Source organism: Candidatus Krumholzibacteriia bacterium, from assembly GCA_035268685.1.
Classification (GTDB): Bacteria; Krumholzibacteriota; Krumholzibacteriia; order JAJRXK01; family JAJRXK01; genus JAJRXK01.
In genome coordinates, this window is the sequence record DATFKK010000072.1 from 15,481 (window position 1) to 30,540 (window position 15,060).

The following is a 15,060-nucleotide window of genomic DNA, read 5'->3' on the forward strand; positions in this document are numbered from 1 at the left end:
TGCGGTCGGCTGCAGTCCGCGTACCACGCCGGTCGGCGAGGTCCTCCGGGGGCTCAGTGTGTCGCGTCGGGGAGCAGCGCGGCCAGATCGTCCGCATGGCCCACCACGACCAGGCGATCGCGGCGTTGCAGGGGCTCGTGCGGATCGGGCAGTTCGTTGCGCCCGGCGAGACGGCGGCCGGGGCGCTTCACCGCGAGGACGTGCACGCCGTGCCGCTCGCGGAGCTCCAGCTCGGCGAGCGTCCGCCCGGCCCACGCCCGTTCCACGGGGACCGATCGCACCACGTACTGCGACGGAAGGTCGACGTAGTCCGCGGTCCGCTCGTCGCGATGGACGAGCTTGACGCCCAGGACGTCCTTGCGCAGGACCTCGCGGTCGTAGAGGTCCAGCACGTCGCCCCGCGAGAGGAGCCCGACCACGCGCCGGTCGTCGGGGGACTGGAGTACCGGTACCTCGTCCTCCTGGGACGAACTCAGAGCGTGGATGGCCTCCTCGAGATTCTCGCGGCGGAGCACCGCGGTGCCGACCGGCTTCATGACGTCGGCGGCGATCACGACCCAGCGCAGTCCCTGCTCGGCGAGCACGCTCTTGATCCCGTGCAGATCGATCGACCCGACCAGCTGTTCGTTCCCGTCGACCACGTACCAGCGATCGATGTCGTGTTCGAGGAAGCGATCGAGGACCTCGCCGAAACGGGTGCGGACGTCGACGACCGGCGCCTCGGGGTGCATGACGTCCTCGACGTAGAAGTCCCGCAGGATCGCGCTCTCGCGGCCGTAGTTCACGTCGAGTCCGCGTTCGCGGAAGCCGAGCGTGAACGCCGAGTCCCGCGAGAGCGACTGGGCCACCGCCACCGCGGCGATGCACGACAGCATGAGAGGCAGGATGACCTCGTATCCGCCCGTCATCTCGAAGAGCAGCAGGATCGCCGTGATCGGTGCGTGGGTCACCGCGGCCATGACCGCGGCCATCCCGACCAGGGCGTAGGCGCCCGGGGAACCGGTCGCGGCCGGCCAGAGCACTTCCGCGGCGCGGCCCACCAATCCGCCCAGCGCGCCGCCCAGGAAGAGGATGGGTGCGAAGATCCCTCCGGCGAAGCCGCTGGCCAGGGTCAGGCTCGTGGCCGCGAACTTCGCCACCAGCAGCACGGCCAGGGCCCCCGCTCCGAGTTCGCCTCCGAGCAGTGCGGTGATGGGTTCGTAACCCACGCCGTAGAGCTCGGGCATGAACACCAGGCCGACGCCCAGCAGTGTGCCCCCGAGTCCGGGCGTGAGCCAGTTCGGTATCGGGAGTCCGGCGACCCAGCGCTCCGAGCGGCGCAGGGCGTGGGAGAAGGCGACGCCCAGCAGCCCGGCCGCGAGGCCGAGCACGACGTAGAGCGGGAGTTCCTGGTACGACGCCAGTTCGTAGGCGGGGACCTCGAAGGCCGGGGCCGACCCCAGGACCATCCGGCTGAGGGCCGTCGCCACGACCGAGGCCACGATGATCGGGCTGAAGGTCACGACCGCGAAGTCCCGCAGCACGATCTCGAGCGCGAAGATGGCTCCGGCGATCGGCGCGTTGAAGGCCGCGCTCAGGCCGGCGGCGGCCCCACATCCGAGCAGGGTCCGGACCCGCTCGGGAGACAGGCGGAGGACCTGTGCCGCCTTCGATCCGATTCCCGATCCCAGCTCGATCACCGGTCCTTCGGGACCCACGGAGCCGCCGGCGGCGATCGAGAGGGCGTTGGTGACGAAGCGAACGGCGGTGTTCCGGGCCGCGATCCGCCCCTCGCGGTGGGCGACGGCGTGGATCACCTGGGCCACGCCGTGGAAGTCGCCGCCGCGCAGGCCGAAGCGATGGATCGCCCCCACCGCCAGGCCGCCGAGGGCGGTGGCCCCGATCAGCAACGCGGCCGGGCGGTCGCGGACCGCCTCGACCACGTCGTGGCCGTGGGCTCCGGGAACGAAGAACTCCGTCAGAGCTTCGTAGCCCAGGCGGAACAGCACGACGCCGCCGCCGGCCATCAGGCCCACGATCCCGGCCATGATCAGCAGCAGGGCGTGGTCGTTCAGACCGAGGCGGCGCAGCAGTGCCTCGGCACGGTCGAGCACCGGCCAGCGCTCGAAGGGGTCCTTGTCCGGTCCTGATTCCATGGCGGAGCAACGTCGCCCAGGACCGGTCGCCACGCAAGCTCCACTGCGGCCGCCGGTTGTCAGCGAGTCGCCGAAGGGCTAACCTTGACCGGTTTTCGGTCCCGGCGCCCGGCGCCGTTCTCATTTCCGACGACGGACTCTCCGAAGGAGCCACCCGTGAAGATCAAGAAGCGCGCGAAGGGTGATGTCACCGTGCTCGACCTGTCGGGCAAGATCATGGGTGGTGACGACTTCGACCTGTTCAACAACGCGATCAAGGACCTGGTGTCCGAGGGCGCGGTCGACATCGTCTTGAACCTGAGCAAGGTGAAGTGGATCAACAGCACCGGGCTCGGGCTGATGGTCTCGGCCTACACCAGTCTGGTGAAGCAGGGTGGGCGGATGAAGATCGCCGAGGTGAGCGATCGGATCGACAACATCCTCCACGTCACCCAGCTCGAGCTGATCTTCGAGACCTTCGAGAACGAGGACGAAGCGGTCGCGAGCTTCGACAAGGTCTAGCGCTTCGACGTGGGTCCGGGGGGCGTTCCGTCGTCCGGACCCCGTCCCGTCTCGTGCGCGATCCAGACCTTCATGTCGCGCATGAACCGGCCGGTCGCGGTCAGCCCCGCCCACAAGAGTCCCGGCCAGGCGTCGCGCCATCCTCCCCGTGCGACGTAATCCCGGAAGAAGGTCGACGGCCACACGGTGATCAGGTGGCCCACGTCGTGGGGCCGCGGATCCTGGGCGAGATCGAGCGTCGTGTAGTGGTCCTGCTTCCGCAGGTACTGATCGATCCCCCGCAGGGTGTGGTGCTCGAGAGGGGTGTCGAGGTATCCGACGTCGGCCCCCGGCGGCAGGACGACCGTCTCGTCGACGAGATCGGTGCTGAACGACGCGCCCTCGCGTCGGAACAACCGCAGCGGCGCATCCTTCTGCAGGCCCATGGTGCGCATGGCCCGGCCCATCATCCAGTTCCGCCGGCGGATCCTGTAGCCGTCGAATCGCCACGGCTCACGGTTCGCGCGCATCTCCTCGATGCGCTGCCGGAGCTCCGGACTCACGCGCTCGTCGGCGTCGAGGGACAGGACCCACTCGCCACGACAGTGCTCGAGGGCCCGTTGTTTCACGGCACCGAATCCGTCGAAGACCGATTCGTACAGACGGACGCCGGGATGCGCGCGCGCGATCTCCATGGTGTCGTCGTGGCTGCCGGTGTCGAGGACGACGATCTCGTCGGCGAGGCCGTCGAGGCTGCGCAGGGCGTCGCCGAGCACGGGGGCGGCGTCACGGACGACGAGCACGACGGACAGGAAGGGGCTCAAGGAACTGCCTCGATTGCGGATCGGCGACGGCCGGCCTACCGTTCGCTCGACGGCGCCGCGGCCGTTGCGGTCAGTATCCGGCCCGCCGTCACCGCGCGTCAACGACGCGCCCGTCTCGCGCACACTCTCCGAATCCCCTCCCGTCGAGGTCCTCCATGGCCCGTCTCACTCCGCAGCAGGTCCAGGACGCGCTGAAGTCGGTCAAGTACCCGGGCTTCTCGCGCAACATCGTGTCGTTCGGTCTGGTCAAGGACGTCCAGGTGTCCGACGAGAACGACGTGGCCGTGGTGATCGAGCACACGATCACCGACGGCGGCATCCTCGAGAGGATCCGCCGGGACGTGCAAGAGACACTCGACGGGCTCGAGGGCGTGGGCCGGGTCGATCTGGCCATGCGCGACAAGAACGAGGGCGCGCCGCCGCAGGCGCCCGGACAGGGCGCCATGGAGCCGAAGGCGCTGCCCGGCGTGAAGTCGGTGGTGGCGGTCGCCAGCGCGAAGGGCGGCGTCGGCAAGAGCACGGTGGCCACCAACCTGGCCCTGGCCCTGGCGCGCTCGGGTCAGAAGGTCGGGCTCATGGACGCCGACATCTACGGGCCGAGCATCCCGACCATGTTCGGCATCCACGATCGGCCGGTGATCACCGAGGACCGCCGGATCCAGCCGCTGGAGCGTGACGGGATCAAGCTGATCTCGATCGGCTTCCTGGTTCCCCCCGAGAAGGCCCTGATCTGGCGCGGGCCCATGGTCATGGGTGCCGTGCAGCAGTTCCTGAACGACTGCGACTGGGGCGAACTCGACGTACTGGTCGTGGACATGCCACCCGGGACCGGCGACGCGCAGCTCACGCTGGTGCAGCAGGTGGCCCTGGCCGGTGTGGTCATGGTGACCACGCCCCAGGACGTCGCGCTGATCGACGTCGTCCGGGGCATCCAGATGTTCGAACAGACGAATGCACCGGTGATCGGAGTGGTCGAGAACATGAGCGGCTTCGTGTGCCCGAACTGCGAGACGGTGCACGACATCTTCGGCAGCGGTGGCGGCCAGGCGACGGCGGAGCGCTACGGGGTGCCCTTCCTCGGGGCGATCCCCATCGATCCGCGTGTGGTCCGTAGCGGAGACTCGGGCCGGCCCGTGGTGGCGTCGCAGCCCGACAGTCCGGCCGCGGAGGCCTTCGGGAAGGTCGCCGACAACGTGGTGCAGTTCCTGCAAACGTCCGTCTAGGACGGATCGGCGGCGAGCAGAGGGCCCGTCGACGCCGTCCGCGGAGGAGCGAATCGGTCGATGGTCATGAAGCTGCTCAATTTCACGTCACCGGATCTGGCCTTCGCCGATCTCGCGCTGAACCGGCGCGAGGACGTGGTGCGCCTGTTCTCGGAGCGGCTCGTCGAGCAGGGCGGTGCCACCGACGCCACGCGCCTCGCCGACGAGATCCTGGCGCGTGAAGAGGTCGAGACCACTGGCATCGGGGGCGGGATCGCCATTCCGCACGCCCGCAGCGAGGTCGTGGTGGGAACGCACGTGATCGTGGCGACCATGGCCGAGCCGATCTCGTGGAACTCCATCGACGGCGAGCCCGTCGATCTGATCTTCCTGCTCGCCGGCAATCGAGAACTGCCCGGCCAGCAGCTGCGCGTGCTCGCGCGGATCTCGAAGCTGGTGCGGATCCACCCGCTGCTCGACGACCTCCGGGCCGCCGAGACCCCCGCCCAGATCGTCAAGGCCATCCAGGCGACCGAGGCCCGGCACTTCTAGGTCGTGCGGCGACACGGCACGGGTGGGTCACGAGACCGGAAGAACCTTCAGCCTCCACGCCGTGCCTCGGGTGCGGGCGACGGTGACGCTCGGCCGGGATCGTCGTCCGACCGAGCCCGATCCGCGGGGCGGGTGACGGGTCGTCGCGGCGGCGGTTTTCCCGTGGTTCCCTGCGATTCCGTGCACCGGGTGGAAATCGGTCGAACAGGGGGTCAAGGGTCCGGACCGGCGGCCGATACCTTGCTGTGACCGGAGCGCGGAGCCTTCCCGGCGTTGTGCCGGGCCGGCGACGGAAGCCGTCCCCCACCCGGCTCGGGGACGGCGGACGCTCACCGATGGACAGCCGAGGTGCAGAAACATGTCCAGGCCGCAGCCCTGCCAGTTGCCCATCGCGTCGTCGACCCGACTCCAGCTGGATCCGGATCAGCGCAGTCAGCAGCTGCACCGATTCCGGGGCCTGATGGAGCGCATGGTCGTCGGCCAGCCGACGGCGATCCGCCAGATCAGCAACTCCTTCAGCCGAGTGCTCGCCGGCGTCGGCGATCCCGAGAGTCCGATCCTGTCGATGATGCTCATGGGTCCGACGGGTGTCGGCAAGACGGAGACGGTCCGGGCACTGGCCGAATCGCTCTTCGGTCACCGCCGTGCCTTCACGCGGATCAACTGCCAGGAGTATTCCGCCCACTACAACCTGAGCAAACTGCTCGGGAGCCCGCCGGGGTACGTGGGCGGTGAGATCAAGCCTCTGCTGAGTCAGGACAATCTCGAACGCCACCACCGGGAGGCGATCGAGCAGGGCCGCGGCATGTTCAACGAGAACCTGGCCCGCCTGAACCGCTTCTCGCCCGAAGAAGGCAAGTACGTCTCGCTGGTGTGCTTCGACGAGATCGAGAAGGCGCACCCCAAGCTGTGGAATCTCCTGCTCGGGATCCTCGAGGACGGAACCCTGGTCCTGGGTAACAACGACGAGGTCGACTTCACCCGCGCGATCATCGTGCTGACCACCAACGTGGGCAGCCGCTCCATGGGCGAGCACCTCGGTCACGAGAACATCGGTTTCGTCGGAACCGAGGACGAGGCCGGTCTCGATCGGGACCTGCGCTCGTCGGCCATGCGCGAGGCCAAGAAGGTCTTCCCCTTCGAGTTCATCAATCGCTTCGACCAGCTGGTGACCTTCGACACGCTCAAGGAAGAGCACCTGTTCGCGATCCTCGACAACCTGGTGTCCAACCTCCACATCCGGAGCATCGACTGCATCGAGCCCTTCCTCCTGCGCGTGGAGCATCGGGCGAAGGCGGAGCTGGTGCGGCAGGGAACCGATCCGCAGTTCGGAGCGCGGCCGTTGCGCCGGGCGGTGGAGTCCGAGATCGTCACCCCGATCAGCCATCTGATCTGCAGCGGGCAGATCCAGCGTGGCGATCTGGTCACCGTCGATTTCGAGGACGGCGGTTTCGTCTTCTCGAAGGAGGACGGGATCATGACCGCCGAGGAGATCGCCGACTTCGAGGCCCTGCGCGAGGAGCGCGAGCGTTCGCGTGACCTCGAGGGCCACGACGACGGCGGCGAGGCGAACCGTATCGTCGAGGAGATGGAGGAGGTCGTGGCCCAGTCGCGCACGCTGAGCGGCGACGGTGGCCTTCACGATCTCTGATCGCCCGCGCGTCCGGTGGGTCGGAGAAACGGACCGCGGGTGATCGCCCGCGGTCCGTTCCCACCTTCCCCGCTCGTGCGGTGGCGGTCCGCGTTCGCCCGCGCGAACCGCCGTCTCCTCCCCGGAGGGAATCGTCTAGCTCTTCACCGACTCGACGGCGTCGAGGATCTTCTCGTCGGCACCCTTGCCCTTCGACTTCGGTGCCCCACCCTGACCCGGGCGCGGCATCGTGCAGCTGCCGTCGAAGGTGACCGACTCGTCCATCTGCAGCGAGGGCGTCGTCAGCTGGCCGCTGAAGACACCGCGGTCCTGCAGGTGCACCCGTTCGTTGGCGGTGACGCTGCCCGTGACCTTGCCGCGGATCGCGATGTTGCCACCGGTGATGTCGGCCTCGACCTCGGCGCTCTCGCCGACGACCAGGGTCCCGTGTTCGCTCTGGATCTCACCCTTGAACTTGCCCTCGATCAGTACCGAGTTCTCGAAGCGCAGCGTGCCTTCGATGTCCACGTCGGGGCCGAGGTAGGCGGTGATCGCTTCGTCCGCCTGGTTGTTCTTCCGTGACGGCGCGGGCGCCGTGGTCGGATTCGGCGAATTCATGGGTCCCGTTCGCTCCTTGTTGTTGCCGAACATCTTCCCTCCTTGGGGCGTTCACCGAGTACGCACGACCGGTCCGGCGCCGGTCGACCCGAGACGGAGCAACGACGGGTCCGAGTGGCCCCGTCGTCGATTCATGTCTCGGAAGTAATTGCGCGAAAATGAGTTGCGTGACCAGCTAGTGGTCGGTCCCGGCCCCGCGAACGCGGCGGGGTGCAACGAGACTGGTCGCGCCGGCGGAATCAGGGCCAGTAGAGGATCCGGCCGCAGGTCTCGCAGGCGATCACCTTGCCCTTGTTCACCGAGCTGGTGAACACGTGGGGCACGTTGGTGAAGCAACCCGTGCAGGCACTGCTGATCACCGGCATCACGGCCTTCCCGGTGCGTTTGCGCAGGCGACGGTACTTGTTGAGCATCGCCGGTTGGATCTTCGCCTCGAGGTCCTTCTGTGCCGCGTGCAGCTCGTCGATGCCCTCGACCGGAAATCCCATCTCTTCGAGGACTGCGCGCTGGTCGGGATTCTCGGCCTCGGCGATCATGTCCTCGAGGTCCTGCAGCGCGACCAGGAGCTGGGCCTGGTTGGCGGTCTGGTCGGTGGCGCTCATCAGCTGGCCTCCCGGAGCACGGTGGTGAGGGTGTCGAAGTCCTCGGCCTCCATCAGCCCGTTGCACACCTCGTCGCGGCGGACGAGCTCGGCGATCTTGCCGAGCGCCTGCAGGTAGTAGTTCCCCGTGTCCTGGGGCGGAGCCAGGATCAGGAAGAACAGATGCGTGGGCTTGCCGTCCTCACTGTCGAAGTCGACTCCCTCGTGGCTGCGGGCCACGAGGATCGTGAGCTTCTTCACGGCGAGCGATCGGCCGTGCGGGAAGGCCACGCCCTTCGAGAGAGCGGTACTGCCGAGCTGCTCGCGATTCTGCAGCATCTGGAGGATGGTGGGAGCGTCGTTGACCTCGGAGCCGGTCACGACGGCCTCGGTCAGCGTGCGCAGAGCGTCGTCCTTGGACTCGGCAGCGAAGTCGGGAACGAAGCGCTCGGCGCTCATGTGTCGGACGAGTTCGTCGATCGTCATGCAAGACCCCGGAATATCTCGAAGCGGGGGCGCGGCACTCTCCCGACCGGGATCGTCGGCGGACGTTCGGTCGCGCACCACGGGAATACGGCGGTGACGGGTCGTTCCGTCGTAGCAAAACTAGTCACGGGCCGACCACGGGACAACGGGGCAAAATGGCAGAGCGGCACGAAAGCACGGTGACGCGACACGGTCTGGTGGTCCAGCACGGTGCGAATCGGAACCTGGTGCTGGAGGACGGGGGAGATCCTCTCGACTCCGCGGCGCTCTGGGGCTGCACCCTTCGGGGCCGGCTCCGGCGCGGGCGTCGGGAGCGGGTCCGCCCGGTGGTGATCGGAGACCGCGTCGAATTCGAGACCGCCGGCGAGGGCCAGGGGTCGGTGACGGGGACGGGCGTGATCACCGCGATCGATCCACGGCGGAACCAGGTCAGCCGGCCACAGCCCTCGGGCGGTTCGCACCGCCGCCTCGAACAGGTCGTGGTGGCGAACCTCGACCGGCTGTGGGTGGTGGCCTCGCTGGCGCAACCGCCGCTGAACCTGCGCTTCGTCGACCGGATCCTGGCCGCCGCGGCGCTCCAGGGCGTGGACGGCGGGCTGGTACTGAACAAGGTCGATCTCGACGAGGCCCCCGATCCGGAGCCGCTGCGGGCGGTGTACGAGGCCCTGGAGGTCCCGGTGCTGCTCTGCTCGGCCACGACCGCGCACGGAATGGAACCCCTGGCCGACGCCCTGCACGGTCGGATCTCGGCCCTGGTCGGACTCAGTGGCGTGGGCAAGACCAGCCTGCTCCGGGCCGTCCAACCGGGCCTGGAGCTCCGCGTGGGAAGCGTCGGCGAGCGCCACGGGCACGGCCGCCACACGACGACCAGCAGCCGACTGTTCTGGCTGCCCGGGTGCGAGGGCTGGGTGGCCGATACGCCGGGGATGCGCGAGTTCGGGCTGTGGGGTACCGTCCGCCGGGAACTCGAACACGGATTCGTCGAGATCGCGGCAGCGGCGGTCGATTGCCGCTTCCGCGATTGCTTGCACCAGGGTGAACCGGGCTGCGCGGTGCGCGAGGCCGTGGACGCGGGCCGGATCGATCCCGGCCGCTACGCCAGCTACCGCGCCCTGCTCGAGGAGTTGCCGGCCCGAGACGATCCCTGGCGGTAGCCCCCAGGCCCCCGGGCGTGCACGAGTCGCCAGAAGCGCGTGGCCTCGTCGAACTCGTGGAGAGCCCGGTCCAGGGGAAGGATCCCCGTACGGGGACTCCAGCGCGTGTCCCGCTCGGCCAGCCACGACAGGTGGAACCAGCCGTGGCGGGCGCCGGTGCGTTCGGCGGTCTTCTCGAGCGCCTCGTAGGTCACACCGGGCGCACCGGTGCACACCAGGGCGAACAGACAGCCACGCAGGATCCAGCGCGTCACGGAGGCCTCGAGGGCACGGGGAAGGATCTGTTCGCCCGGCCGTGGGCCGGGGCGGCGGGGACGACGTCGGTTGCGTAGCATGGATCGTTCCCGGCGTCGGGCCGGGGGACGAAAGGCACGGGGACGTGGGCCGGATCAACCGCAGACGCGATCGCTGGACCAAACGCGCGCTCGAAACGCTGCTGCGACCCTGGCTGCGGCGCCCGAAGGTCGACCTCGACACGATCCGCGCCGCCGGCCCGCGACGGATCGTGATCGTGCGTCAGCACAACCAGATGGGCGACATGCTCTGCGCCACCCCCGCCGTTCGGGCGATCCGGCGGGCCTTTCCGGAGGCGCGGACCATGCTCGTGACCGCTCCGATCAACGACGGCGTGGTGCGGGGCAATCCCGATCTCGACGAGGTCCTGCTCTTCGACAAGGTCGCCGTGCGGTCCTCGTGGACGGCACTGCGCGACTTCGTGCGCGCGCTGCGCGGTTTCGGAGCCGACCTGGCCTTCGTCCTGAACTCGGTCAGCTTCAGTGGGACGTCCGCCGCCCTGGCCCACCTGAGTGGAGCCCGATTCGTCGTCGGCGGCGACAGCACGCCCTTCGGCTGGTCGTTCTCGCGGTGGCTCTACTCGCTCGAGATGCCCTCCGAACCCGACGTGGTGGGTCACGCCATCGACCACGGTCTGCGACCGCTCCGGGCGATCGGGATCGACGCTCCCGACCGGCTGCCGGTCATGGTTCCCGGTCCCGAAGCCGACGCCGAGGCGGCGCGCTTCCTCGAAGGGATCGGCCCGGCTCCCTGGGCGGCGGTGCACCCCGGGGCCGGCAAGGACGAGAACCGCTGGCCGGCGGAGTTCTTCGCCCGCGCGATCGAGGCGCTCGAGGAGTGGGGAGCGACGGTCTACCTGGTCGAGGGACCGGCCGACGCCCCGGCCACACGATCGACGCTCGAGGCCCTCGGTTCGGACCGCCCGGTCCTGCGCGGGGTTTCCCTGCGCACCGTGGGGGCCGCGCTCGCCCGGAGCCATCTCGCGCTGGTCAACGACACGGGGGTCATGCACGTGGCCGGTGCCGTCGGCGTTCCGGCGCTCGCCCTGTTCGGCCCGACGCCGCGGGAGTCCTGGGAACCCCCGTCGCCCGAACTCGAGGCACTGCAGAGCCCCGACGGACACATGGCGTCGCTCACGCCGGACGTGGTGTTGCCCCGCCTGCAGGCCTCCTGGGAACGAGGAAGGCGCCGGCACGCGGGCGCCGGCGCCTGATTCGAAGGCCTGCCGTCGGAATCAGACCCCTTCGGGGTCGTCGCTCGGGACCGGATGGTCGGGACCGCTCTCCGGGCTCGTGTCGTCGTCGACGGCTGGCACTGGGCCGGGGGTGATTCCACCCGCGAAGCGGTCCAGGTAGTGACGGGCCCGCTCGTTGCCGGGGTCGACCTCGACCGCTCGGCTCCAGGCGTCGACGGCCTTCTCCGTCTCGTCGAGCTTCTGGAAGGCGTTGCCGAGGTTCGTGTAGGCCGCGCTCGTGTCGTGCTCGTGGCCGATCGCTTCCTTGTACATCTCGATCGCGGCCTCGAAGTTCTCCTGCAGGTAGAGCACGTAGCCCAGGTTGTTGTAGCTCGCGCCCAGGTCCGGATTCAGTTCGATCGCCGTCTCGAAGGCCACCGTGGCCTCTTCGTGCCGGTCCAGCTCGGTGAGGCACAGGCCCAGGTTGTTGAAGGCCTCGGCGAAGACCTGATCGAACTCCACGGCCTGTTCGAACAAGCGCAGCGCTCCGTCGTAGTCGCCGGAGTGGTAGCGGCTCACGCCGGAGTTGTTGATCCGGCGGGCCTGGTCGCGGCGACGCTCGATCTCCAGATCGTCGGCCCGTTTCTTCTCACGTTCGAAGAGGTCGAGCATCTCGCCGTGGTTGCGCTCGAGTCGTCGGCCCAGTTCGCCGACCTCCCGGCTCTCGCGCTCGAGCACCTCCATGCGTTCGTCCTGTCCGCGGGCCCACGCGTCGAGCCGCGTACCCGATTCCTCGCGCCATGCGTCCAGCGAGGACTCGATGGTGTCGAAGCGCTTCTCGATGGAGGTCTGACTCAGTCCCAGCCCCTCGGCCAGGTCGGACACCACGCCCCGCTGACCGCGGGTGACCTCGCCCTTCGCGGTCTCGACGCGCTCGCCCAGGTCCTCGAAGTGCCGGTCGCTCTGCGATCGGGAGTCGTCGATCGCCTCGTGCAGCGAGCGGTTCGCACCCTGCACCTCCTCGCGGATCTCGTCGCGGGAGTCGGCGATGCGCTGATGGGTGGCGTCGCGCGACTCCTCGACGGCTCCGAGCAGACGGTCGACGCGCTCGGTGATCGCGTCGAGGCCGTCGCGCAGCGAGCCCATGTCGTCGCGCAGTTCCTCCTGCGCGGCATCGGCGTGCTCGCGCAGGGCGTGGGCGCGGGCGTCGATCCGTTCGCCGATCTTCTGGTCGAGCGAAGCGATCGCCTCGGTGAGTTGCTGGCGCCCGGTCTCGAACTCCTCGCGCAGCCCGCGGTCGAGTTCGTCGAGTCGGGCACCGAGGCGGTCCTCGAGTCGGCCCACGTGCTGCTGCACGGTGCGACCGGTCTGTTCCAGGTGGGTGTCGAGGCCTTCGGCGATGGCCTGACGCAGGCCGTGCTCCTGGGTCGCCGCGTCGTCCTTCGCCCGGTCGACGGAGTCCTCCAGGGCCTTCTGCGCGGTGCCGGCCACGTCCTCGAAGCGTTCCAACCCGTTGCGCTGGGTCTCGTCGAGTGCCTCGCGGGCGGCCTCGAGATCGCGCGCGAATCCCTCGCGGACCACGTCGAGGCGTTCGCTCAGCTGCTGGGCCATCTGGTCGGTGGCGCTCGCGAGCTTCTCGAGCGCGCCCATGATCAGATGGACCTGCTCTCCGCCGTCGGACCCCGGGTCACTCCCGTCGCCGTCTCCGGGGATGCGTGCCGCCCGTGCCGCGTCGAGGGTGGTCTGCGCCGCGATGGCGACGTCGGTCTCGTGGTTCTCGTTCTCGTGCTTCGAATCGGTCATGGCTGCTCCTCGACAGTCGGCATCACAGGGAACTGACCCGGGTGAGGACGGCCCGGCGGGTTCCGGCGACGTCCTCGAGGTACTGACCGTAGGTGCGCTTCACGCGGGGTGTGGCGCGGGACGCGAAGGTCTCGTCGTCCAGCAATTGCTCCAGGCGGGCCGTCGCGGCCGCCGGGCGTCCGAGGCGTTCCTCACACTCGGAGAGGTGGAACAGGAGTTCGCGGCCGGGTTCGTCGTCGCCGGCCATGGACGCGGCCGCCGACAGGACGGCCTCCGCCCGGTCGGCGCGGTTCATGGCGAGGTGGGCGCGGCCCAGGAGGACGGCGCGGCGGACCTTCCATTCGTCGGTCGCGGGCGTGCGGCCCAGCACCGCGGGCACCTGCGAGGCGTGGCCGTGCTCCAGGAGGCGTGCGGCGTACTCCAGTGCGACGTGGGCCGCATCGGGGCGCGCGCGATGACGTTCCTCGAGAGCCCGGAGTTCGCCGTCGACCCGGCGTTCGGTCCATGCCGCGAAGCGTTGGTAGGCGGCGCGGCGCTCCGGTTCGTCGCGGACCTGTTCCAGGAGGACGCGGCGACTGTCGTCGGTGTCGCCGTTCTCGTGCAGCACCGCCGCCAGCTCCGTCCAGATCGGGTGGCCGGAGCCCGGGCCCGTGTTCTCGGCGGACTCGGTCAGAGCGCGGATCGCGTCGTCGGCGCGACCCTGGATCTTCAACGATCGGGCGTACACCGCCGCCAGCTCGGGATCGGAGATCACGCGGGCCCGGTGGGCTCCGAGACGTTCGGAGATCTCGTGTTGCTGCCAGTCGACGAGGGACCGGGGGTCGGGCAGTCCGTGGAGTGCCTCGTCGACGCGACCGGCGGCGAGCAGCAGGTCGTGCAGGACGAGTCGGGTCCCGGGATGCTCGGGCTCGTCGTCGAGCACCGCGCGGGTCACCTCGACGGCACGGTCGACGTCGAAGCCGGGCAGATCCATCGCCGCGCGCATGCGCTCGACGGCCGCGTCGTGGCTGCCCTGTTCGCCCAGGCGTGCGGCCAGCGCCAGCGACAGGTCCGCGTCGTCGGGCAGGCGGCGGTGGAACTCGTGCAGCATCTCGACGCGTTCGTCGAGCCCGAAGGCGGCGTCGCCGCTGGCGTCGGCCACGGTCCGGGCCGCGGCCTCGGGCGCGTCGTGCTGGGCCAGCACGCGCCCCATGCACAGCACGGGAAGCAGTCGATCGGGGAAGCTCTCGCGGAGCTTGCGGAATTCGGACAGGACGATCTCGAAGCGGGCCGGATCGCGGGCATCGAGACGCACGAGGATCTCGCAGGCCCGTTCGACGTCTCCGGTGCGGCGCGCCGCATGGGCACCCACCACGAGCAGATCGACGGGCCCGTCGTTGCGGTCGAGTTCCTCTTGGAGTTCGCCCAGAACGCGATCGGAAAGGTCCGGATCCATGCGCAGGGCCTCGTCGAGCAGGCGCGCCGCTCCGCCGTGGTCAGCCTGGTCGAGCTGGAAGTGGGCCATCCGGACCAGATGCACTCCGCGGATCCCGGGCCGCGACGTGATCTTGTGGATCTGCTCGCCCACCGGGGCCCCGAGCGACTCGTCGAGGCGCACGGCACCGAGGTAGCCGTCGATCGCCCGGTCCATGTCGCCGGCGCGGGCCGCGGCCTGGCCGAGCATCAGATGGGCGATCGGACTCGCGGGATGCGTGCGCAGGACGTCGTCGAGGATCGCGACCGCACGCTCGGCGGGAATCCGGCCACTCACCATCTGCTTCTGCACGAACTGCAGGGTCTCGCTCAGGCGACCCTGTTCGAGCAGGGTCCGGGCCTGCAGTTCGAGGAAGGGGCCGGTGCGTTCGGGCGGGAGCTCCTCGAGTGCCTGCCGGCACACCTCCCCGAGCTGATCGAAGCGACCGGCCGCGAAGAGGGACTCGGCGAAGGAGCGCCACAGCTGCGGCCCCTGCTCCGGGGTGGCCTTCCCACGCAGGGTCTCGAAGCGGCGGGTGAGCTCCTCGGCACGCGAAGGGTCGGCGGCCAGGACGCGCGACAGGGTGGTGGCGGCGTTCTCCACGTCGTCGAGGTCGGAGTAGAGTTCGGCGCGGGCCATCAGCAGGTCGGGTTGCTCGGTGTCGCGTTCCAGGGC

Annotated in this window: 14 protein-coding genes; 6 read left to right on the plus strand and 8 right to left on the minus strand. The window is 69.5% G+C overall.

The window, feature by feature from the left end:
- Nucleotides 1-53: 53 nt before the first annotated feature.
- Nucleotides 54-2,135 (minus strand): chloride channel protein, encoded by a 2,082-nt coding sequence (locus VKA86_07005; GenBank protein ID HKK70948.1) that lies wholly within the window; start codon nucleotides 2,133-2,135, stop codon nucleotides 54-56.
- 156 nt (nucleotides 2,136-2,291) lie between these two features.
- Between VKA86_07005 and VKA86_07010 the strand changes: the two genes are divergently transcribed.
- Entirely contained in the window at nucleotides 2,292-2,636 is a 345-nt protein-coding gene (locus VKA86_07010; protein HKK70949.1) for an STAS domain-containing protein, read from the plus strand.
- Here the strand turns inward: VKA86_07010 and VKA86_07015 are convergent.
- The gene (locus tag VKA86_07015) at nucleotides 2,633-3,439 is read right to left on the minus strand and encodes a glycosyltransferase family 2 protein (protein HKK70950.1); all 807 of its coding nucleotides are present in this window, start codon (nucleotides 3,437-3,439) and stop codon (nucleotides 2,633-2,635) included. The genes VKA86_07010 and VKA86_07015 overlap by 4 nt on opposite strands.
- A gap of 155 nt (nucleotides 3,440-3,594) precedes the next feature.
- On the opposite strand from VKA86_07015, the gene VKA86_07020 reads away from it, so the two are divergent.
- The 3 genes from VKA86_07020 (at nucleotide 3,595) to VKA86_07030 (ending at nucleotide 6,844) form a co-directional block, all read left to right on the plus strand.
- Complete coding sequence (locus VKA86_07020; protein HKK70951.1) at nucleotides 3,595-4,662, plus strand: Mrp/NBP35 family ATP-binding protein; 1,068 nt, start codon at nucleotides 3,595-3,597, stop codon at nucleotides 4,660-4,662.
- A 66-nt stretch (nucleotides 4,663-4,728) separates the two neighbouring features.
- Nucleotides 4,729-5,193: a PTS sugar transporter subunit IIA gene (locus VKA86_07025; protein HKK70952.1), complete on the plus strand. Its 465-nt coding sequence runs from the start codon at nucleotides 4,729-4,731 to the stop codon at nucleotides 5,191-5,193.
- 358 nt (nucleotides 5,194-5,551) lie between these two features.
- Nucleotides 5,552-6,844 carry an AAA family ATPase gene (locus tag VKA86_07030; protein ID HKK70953.1) on the plus strand — a complete coding sequence of 431 codons (1,293 nt, stop codon included), beginning with the start codon at nucleotides 5,552-5,554 and terminating at the stop codon, nucleotides 6,842-6,844.
- Between the two features lie 135 nt (nucleotides 6,845-6,979).
- Here VKA86_07030 and VKA86_07035 read toward each other — a convergent pair whose 3' ends face one another.
- The 3 genes from VKA86_07035 to VKA86_07045 all read right to left on the minus strand — a co-directional run bounded on the left by VKA86_07035 (nucleotide 6,980) and on the right by VKA86_07045 (nucleotide 8,507).
- Nucleotides 6,980-7,474 carry a polymer-forming cytoskeletal protein gene (locus tag VKA86_07035; GenBank protein ID HKK70954.1) on the minus strand — a complete coding sequence of 165 codons (495 nt, stop codon included), beginning with the start codon at nucleotides 7,472-7,474 and terminating at the stop codon, nucleotides 6,980-6,982.
- Between the two features lie 206 nt (nucleotides 7,475-7,680).
- Nucleotides 7,681-8,043 (minus strand): C4-type zinc ribbon domain-containing protein, encoded by a 363-nt coding sequence (locus tag VKA86_07040; GenBank protein HKK70955.1) that lies wholly within the window; start codon nucleotides 8,041-8,043, stop codon nucleotides 7,681-7,683.
- Nucleotides 8,043-8,507 (minus strand): PTS sugar transporter subunit IIA, encoded by a 465-nt coding sequence (locus VKA86_07045; GenBank protein HKK70956.1) that lies wholly within the window; start codon nucleotides 8,505-8,507, stop codon nucleotides 8,043-8,045. Before VKA86_07045 ends, VKA86_07040 begins: the two co-directional genes overlap by 1 nt.
- Nucleotides 8,508-8,686: 179 nt before the next feature.
- Here VKA86_07045 and rsgA point away from each other — a divergent pair, with 179 nt between their 5' ends.
- Nucleotides 8,687-9,661 carry a ribosome small subunit-dependent GTPase A gene (gene rsgA / locus VKA86_07050; GenBank protein ID HKK70957.1) on the plus strand — a complete coding sequence of 325 codons (975 nt, stop codon included), beginning with the start codon at nucleotides 8,687-8,689 and terminating at the stop codon, nucleotides 9,659-9,661.
- Here the strand turns inward: rsgA and VKA86_07055 are convergent.
- Nucleotides 9,610-9,915, minus strand: coding sequence for a hypothetical protein (locus tag VKA86_07055; GenBank protein HKK70958.1), 306 nt, complete (start codon nucleotides 9,913-9,915; stop codon nucleotides 9,610-9,612). The genes rsgA and VKA86_07055 overlap by 52 nt on opposite strands.
- Nucleotides 9,916-10,040: 125 nt before the next feature.
- Between VKA86_07055 and VKA86_07060 the strand changes: the two genes are divergently transcribed.
- Entirely contained in the window at nucleotides 10,041-11,168 is a 1,128-nt protein-coding gene (locus tag VKA86_07060) for a glycosyltransferase family 9 protein (protein ID HKK70959.1), read from the plus strand.
- A 21-nt stretch (nucleotides 11,169-11,189) separates the two neighbouring features.
- Here VKA86_07060 and VKA86_07065 read toward each other — a convergent pair whose 3' ends face one another.
- A complete protein-coding gene (locus VKA86_07065; protein ID HKK70960.1) occupies nucleotides 11,190-12,932 on the minus strand; it encodes a tetratricopeptide repeat protein in 1,743 nt (580 codons plus the stop codon).
- A 22-nt stretch (nucleotides 12,933-12,954) separates the two neighbouring features.
- On the minus strand, nucleotides 12,955-15,060 hold a 2,106-nt coding region (locus VKA86_07070; GenBank protein HKK70961.1), incomplete at its 5' end, for a tetratricopeptide repeat protein.

Excerpts from the sequence above, each read along its gene's own strand:
- VKA86_07005 (HKK70948.1), bottom strand. The coding sequence starts at position 2,135 with ATGGAATCAGGACCGGACAAGGACCCCTTCGAGCGCTGGCCGGTGCTC.
- VKA86_07020 (HKK70951.1), top strand. The coding sequence starts at position 3,595 with ATGGCCCGTCTCACTCCGCAGCAGGTCCAGGACGCGCTGAAGTCGGTC.
- VKA86_07025 (HKK70952.1), top strand. The coding sequence starts at position 4,729 with ATGAAGCTGCTCAATTTCACGTCACCGGATCTGGCCTTCGCCGATCTC.
- VKA86_07030 (HKK70953.1), top strand. The coding sequence starts at position 5,552 with ATGTCCAGGCCGCAGCCCTGCCAGTTGCCCATCGCGTCGTCGACCCGA.
- VKA86_07035 (HKK70954.1), bottom strand. The coding sequence starts at position 7,474 with ATGTTCGGCAACAACAAGGAGCGAACGGGACCCATGAATTCGCCGAAT.
- VKA86_07040 (HKK70955.1), bottom strand. The coding sequence starts at position 8,043 with ATGAGCGCCACCGACCAGACCGCCAACCAGGCCCAGCTCCTGGTCGCG.
- VKA86_07045 (HKK70956.1), bottom strand. The coding sequence starts at position 8,507 with ATGACGATCGACGAACTCGTCCGACACATGAGCGCCGAGCGCTTCGTT.
- VKA86_07065 (HKK70960.1), bottom strand. The coding sequence starts at position 12,932 with ATGACCGATTCGAAGCACGAGAACGAGAACCACGAGACCGACGTCGCC.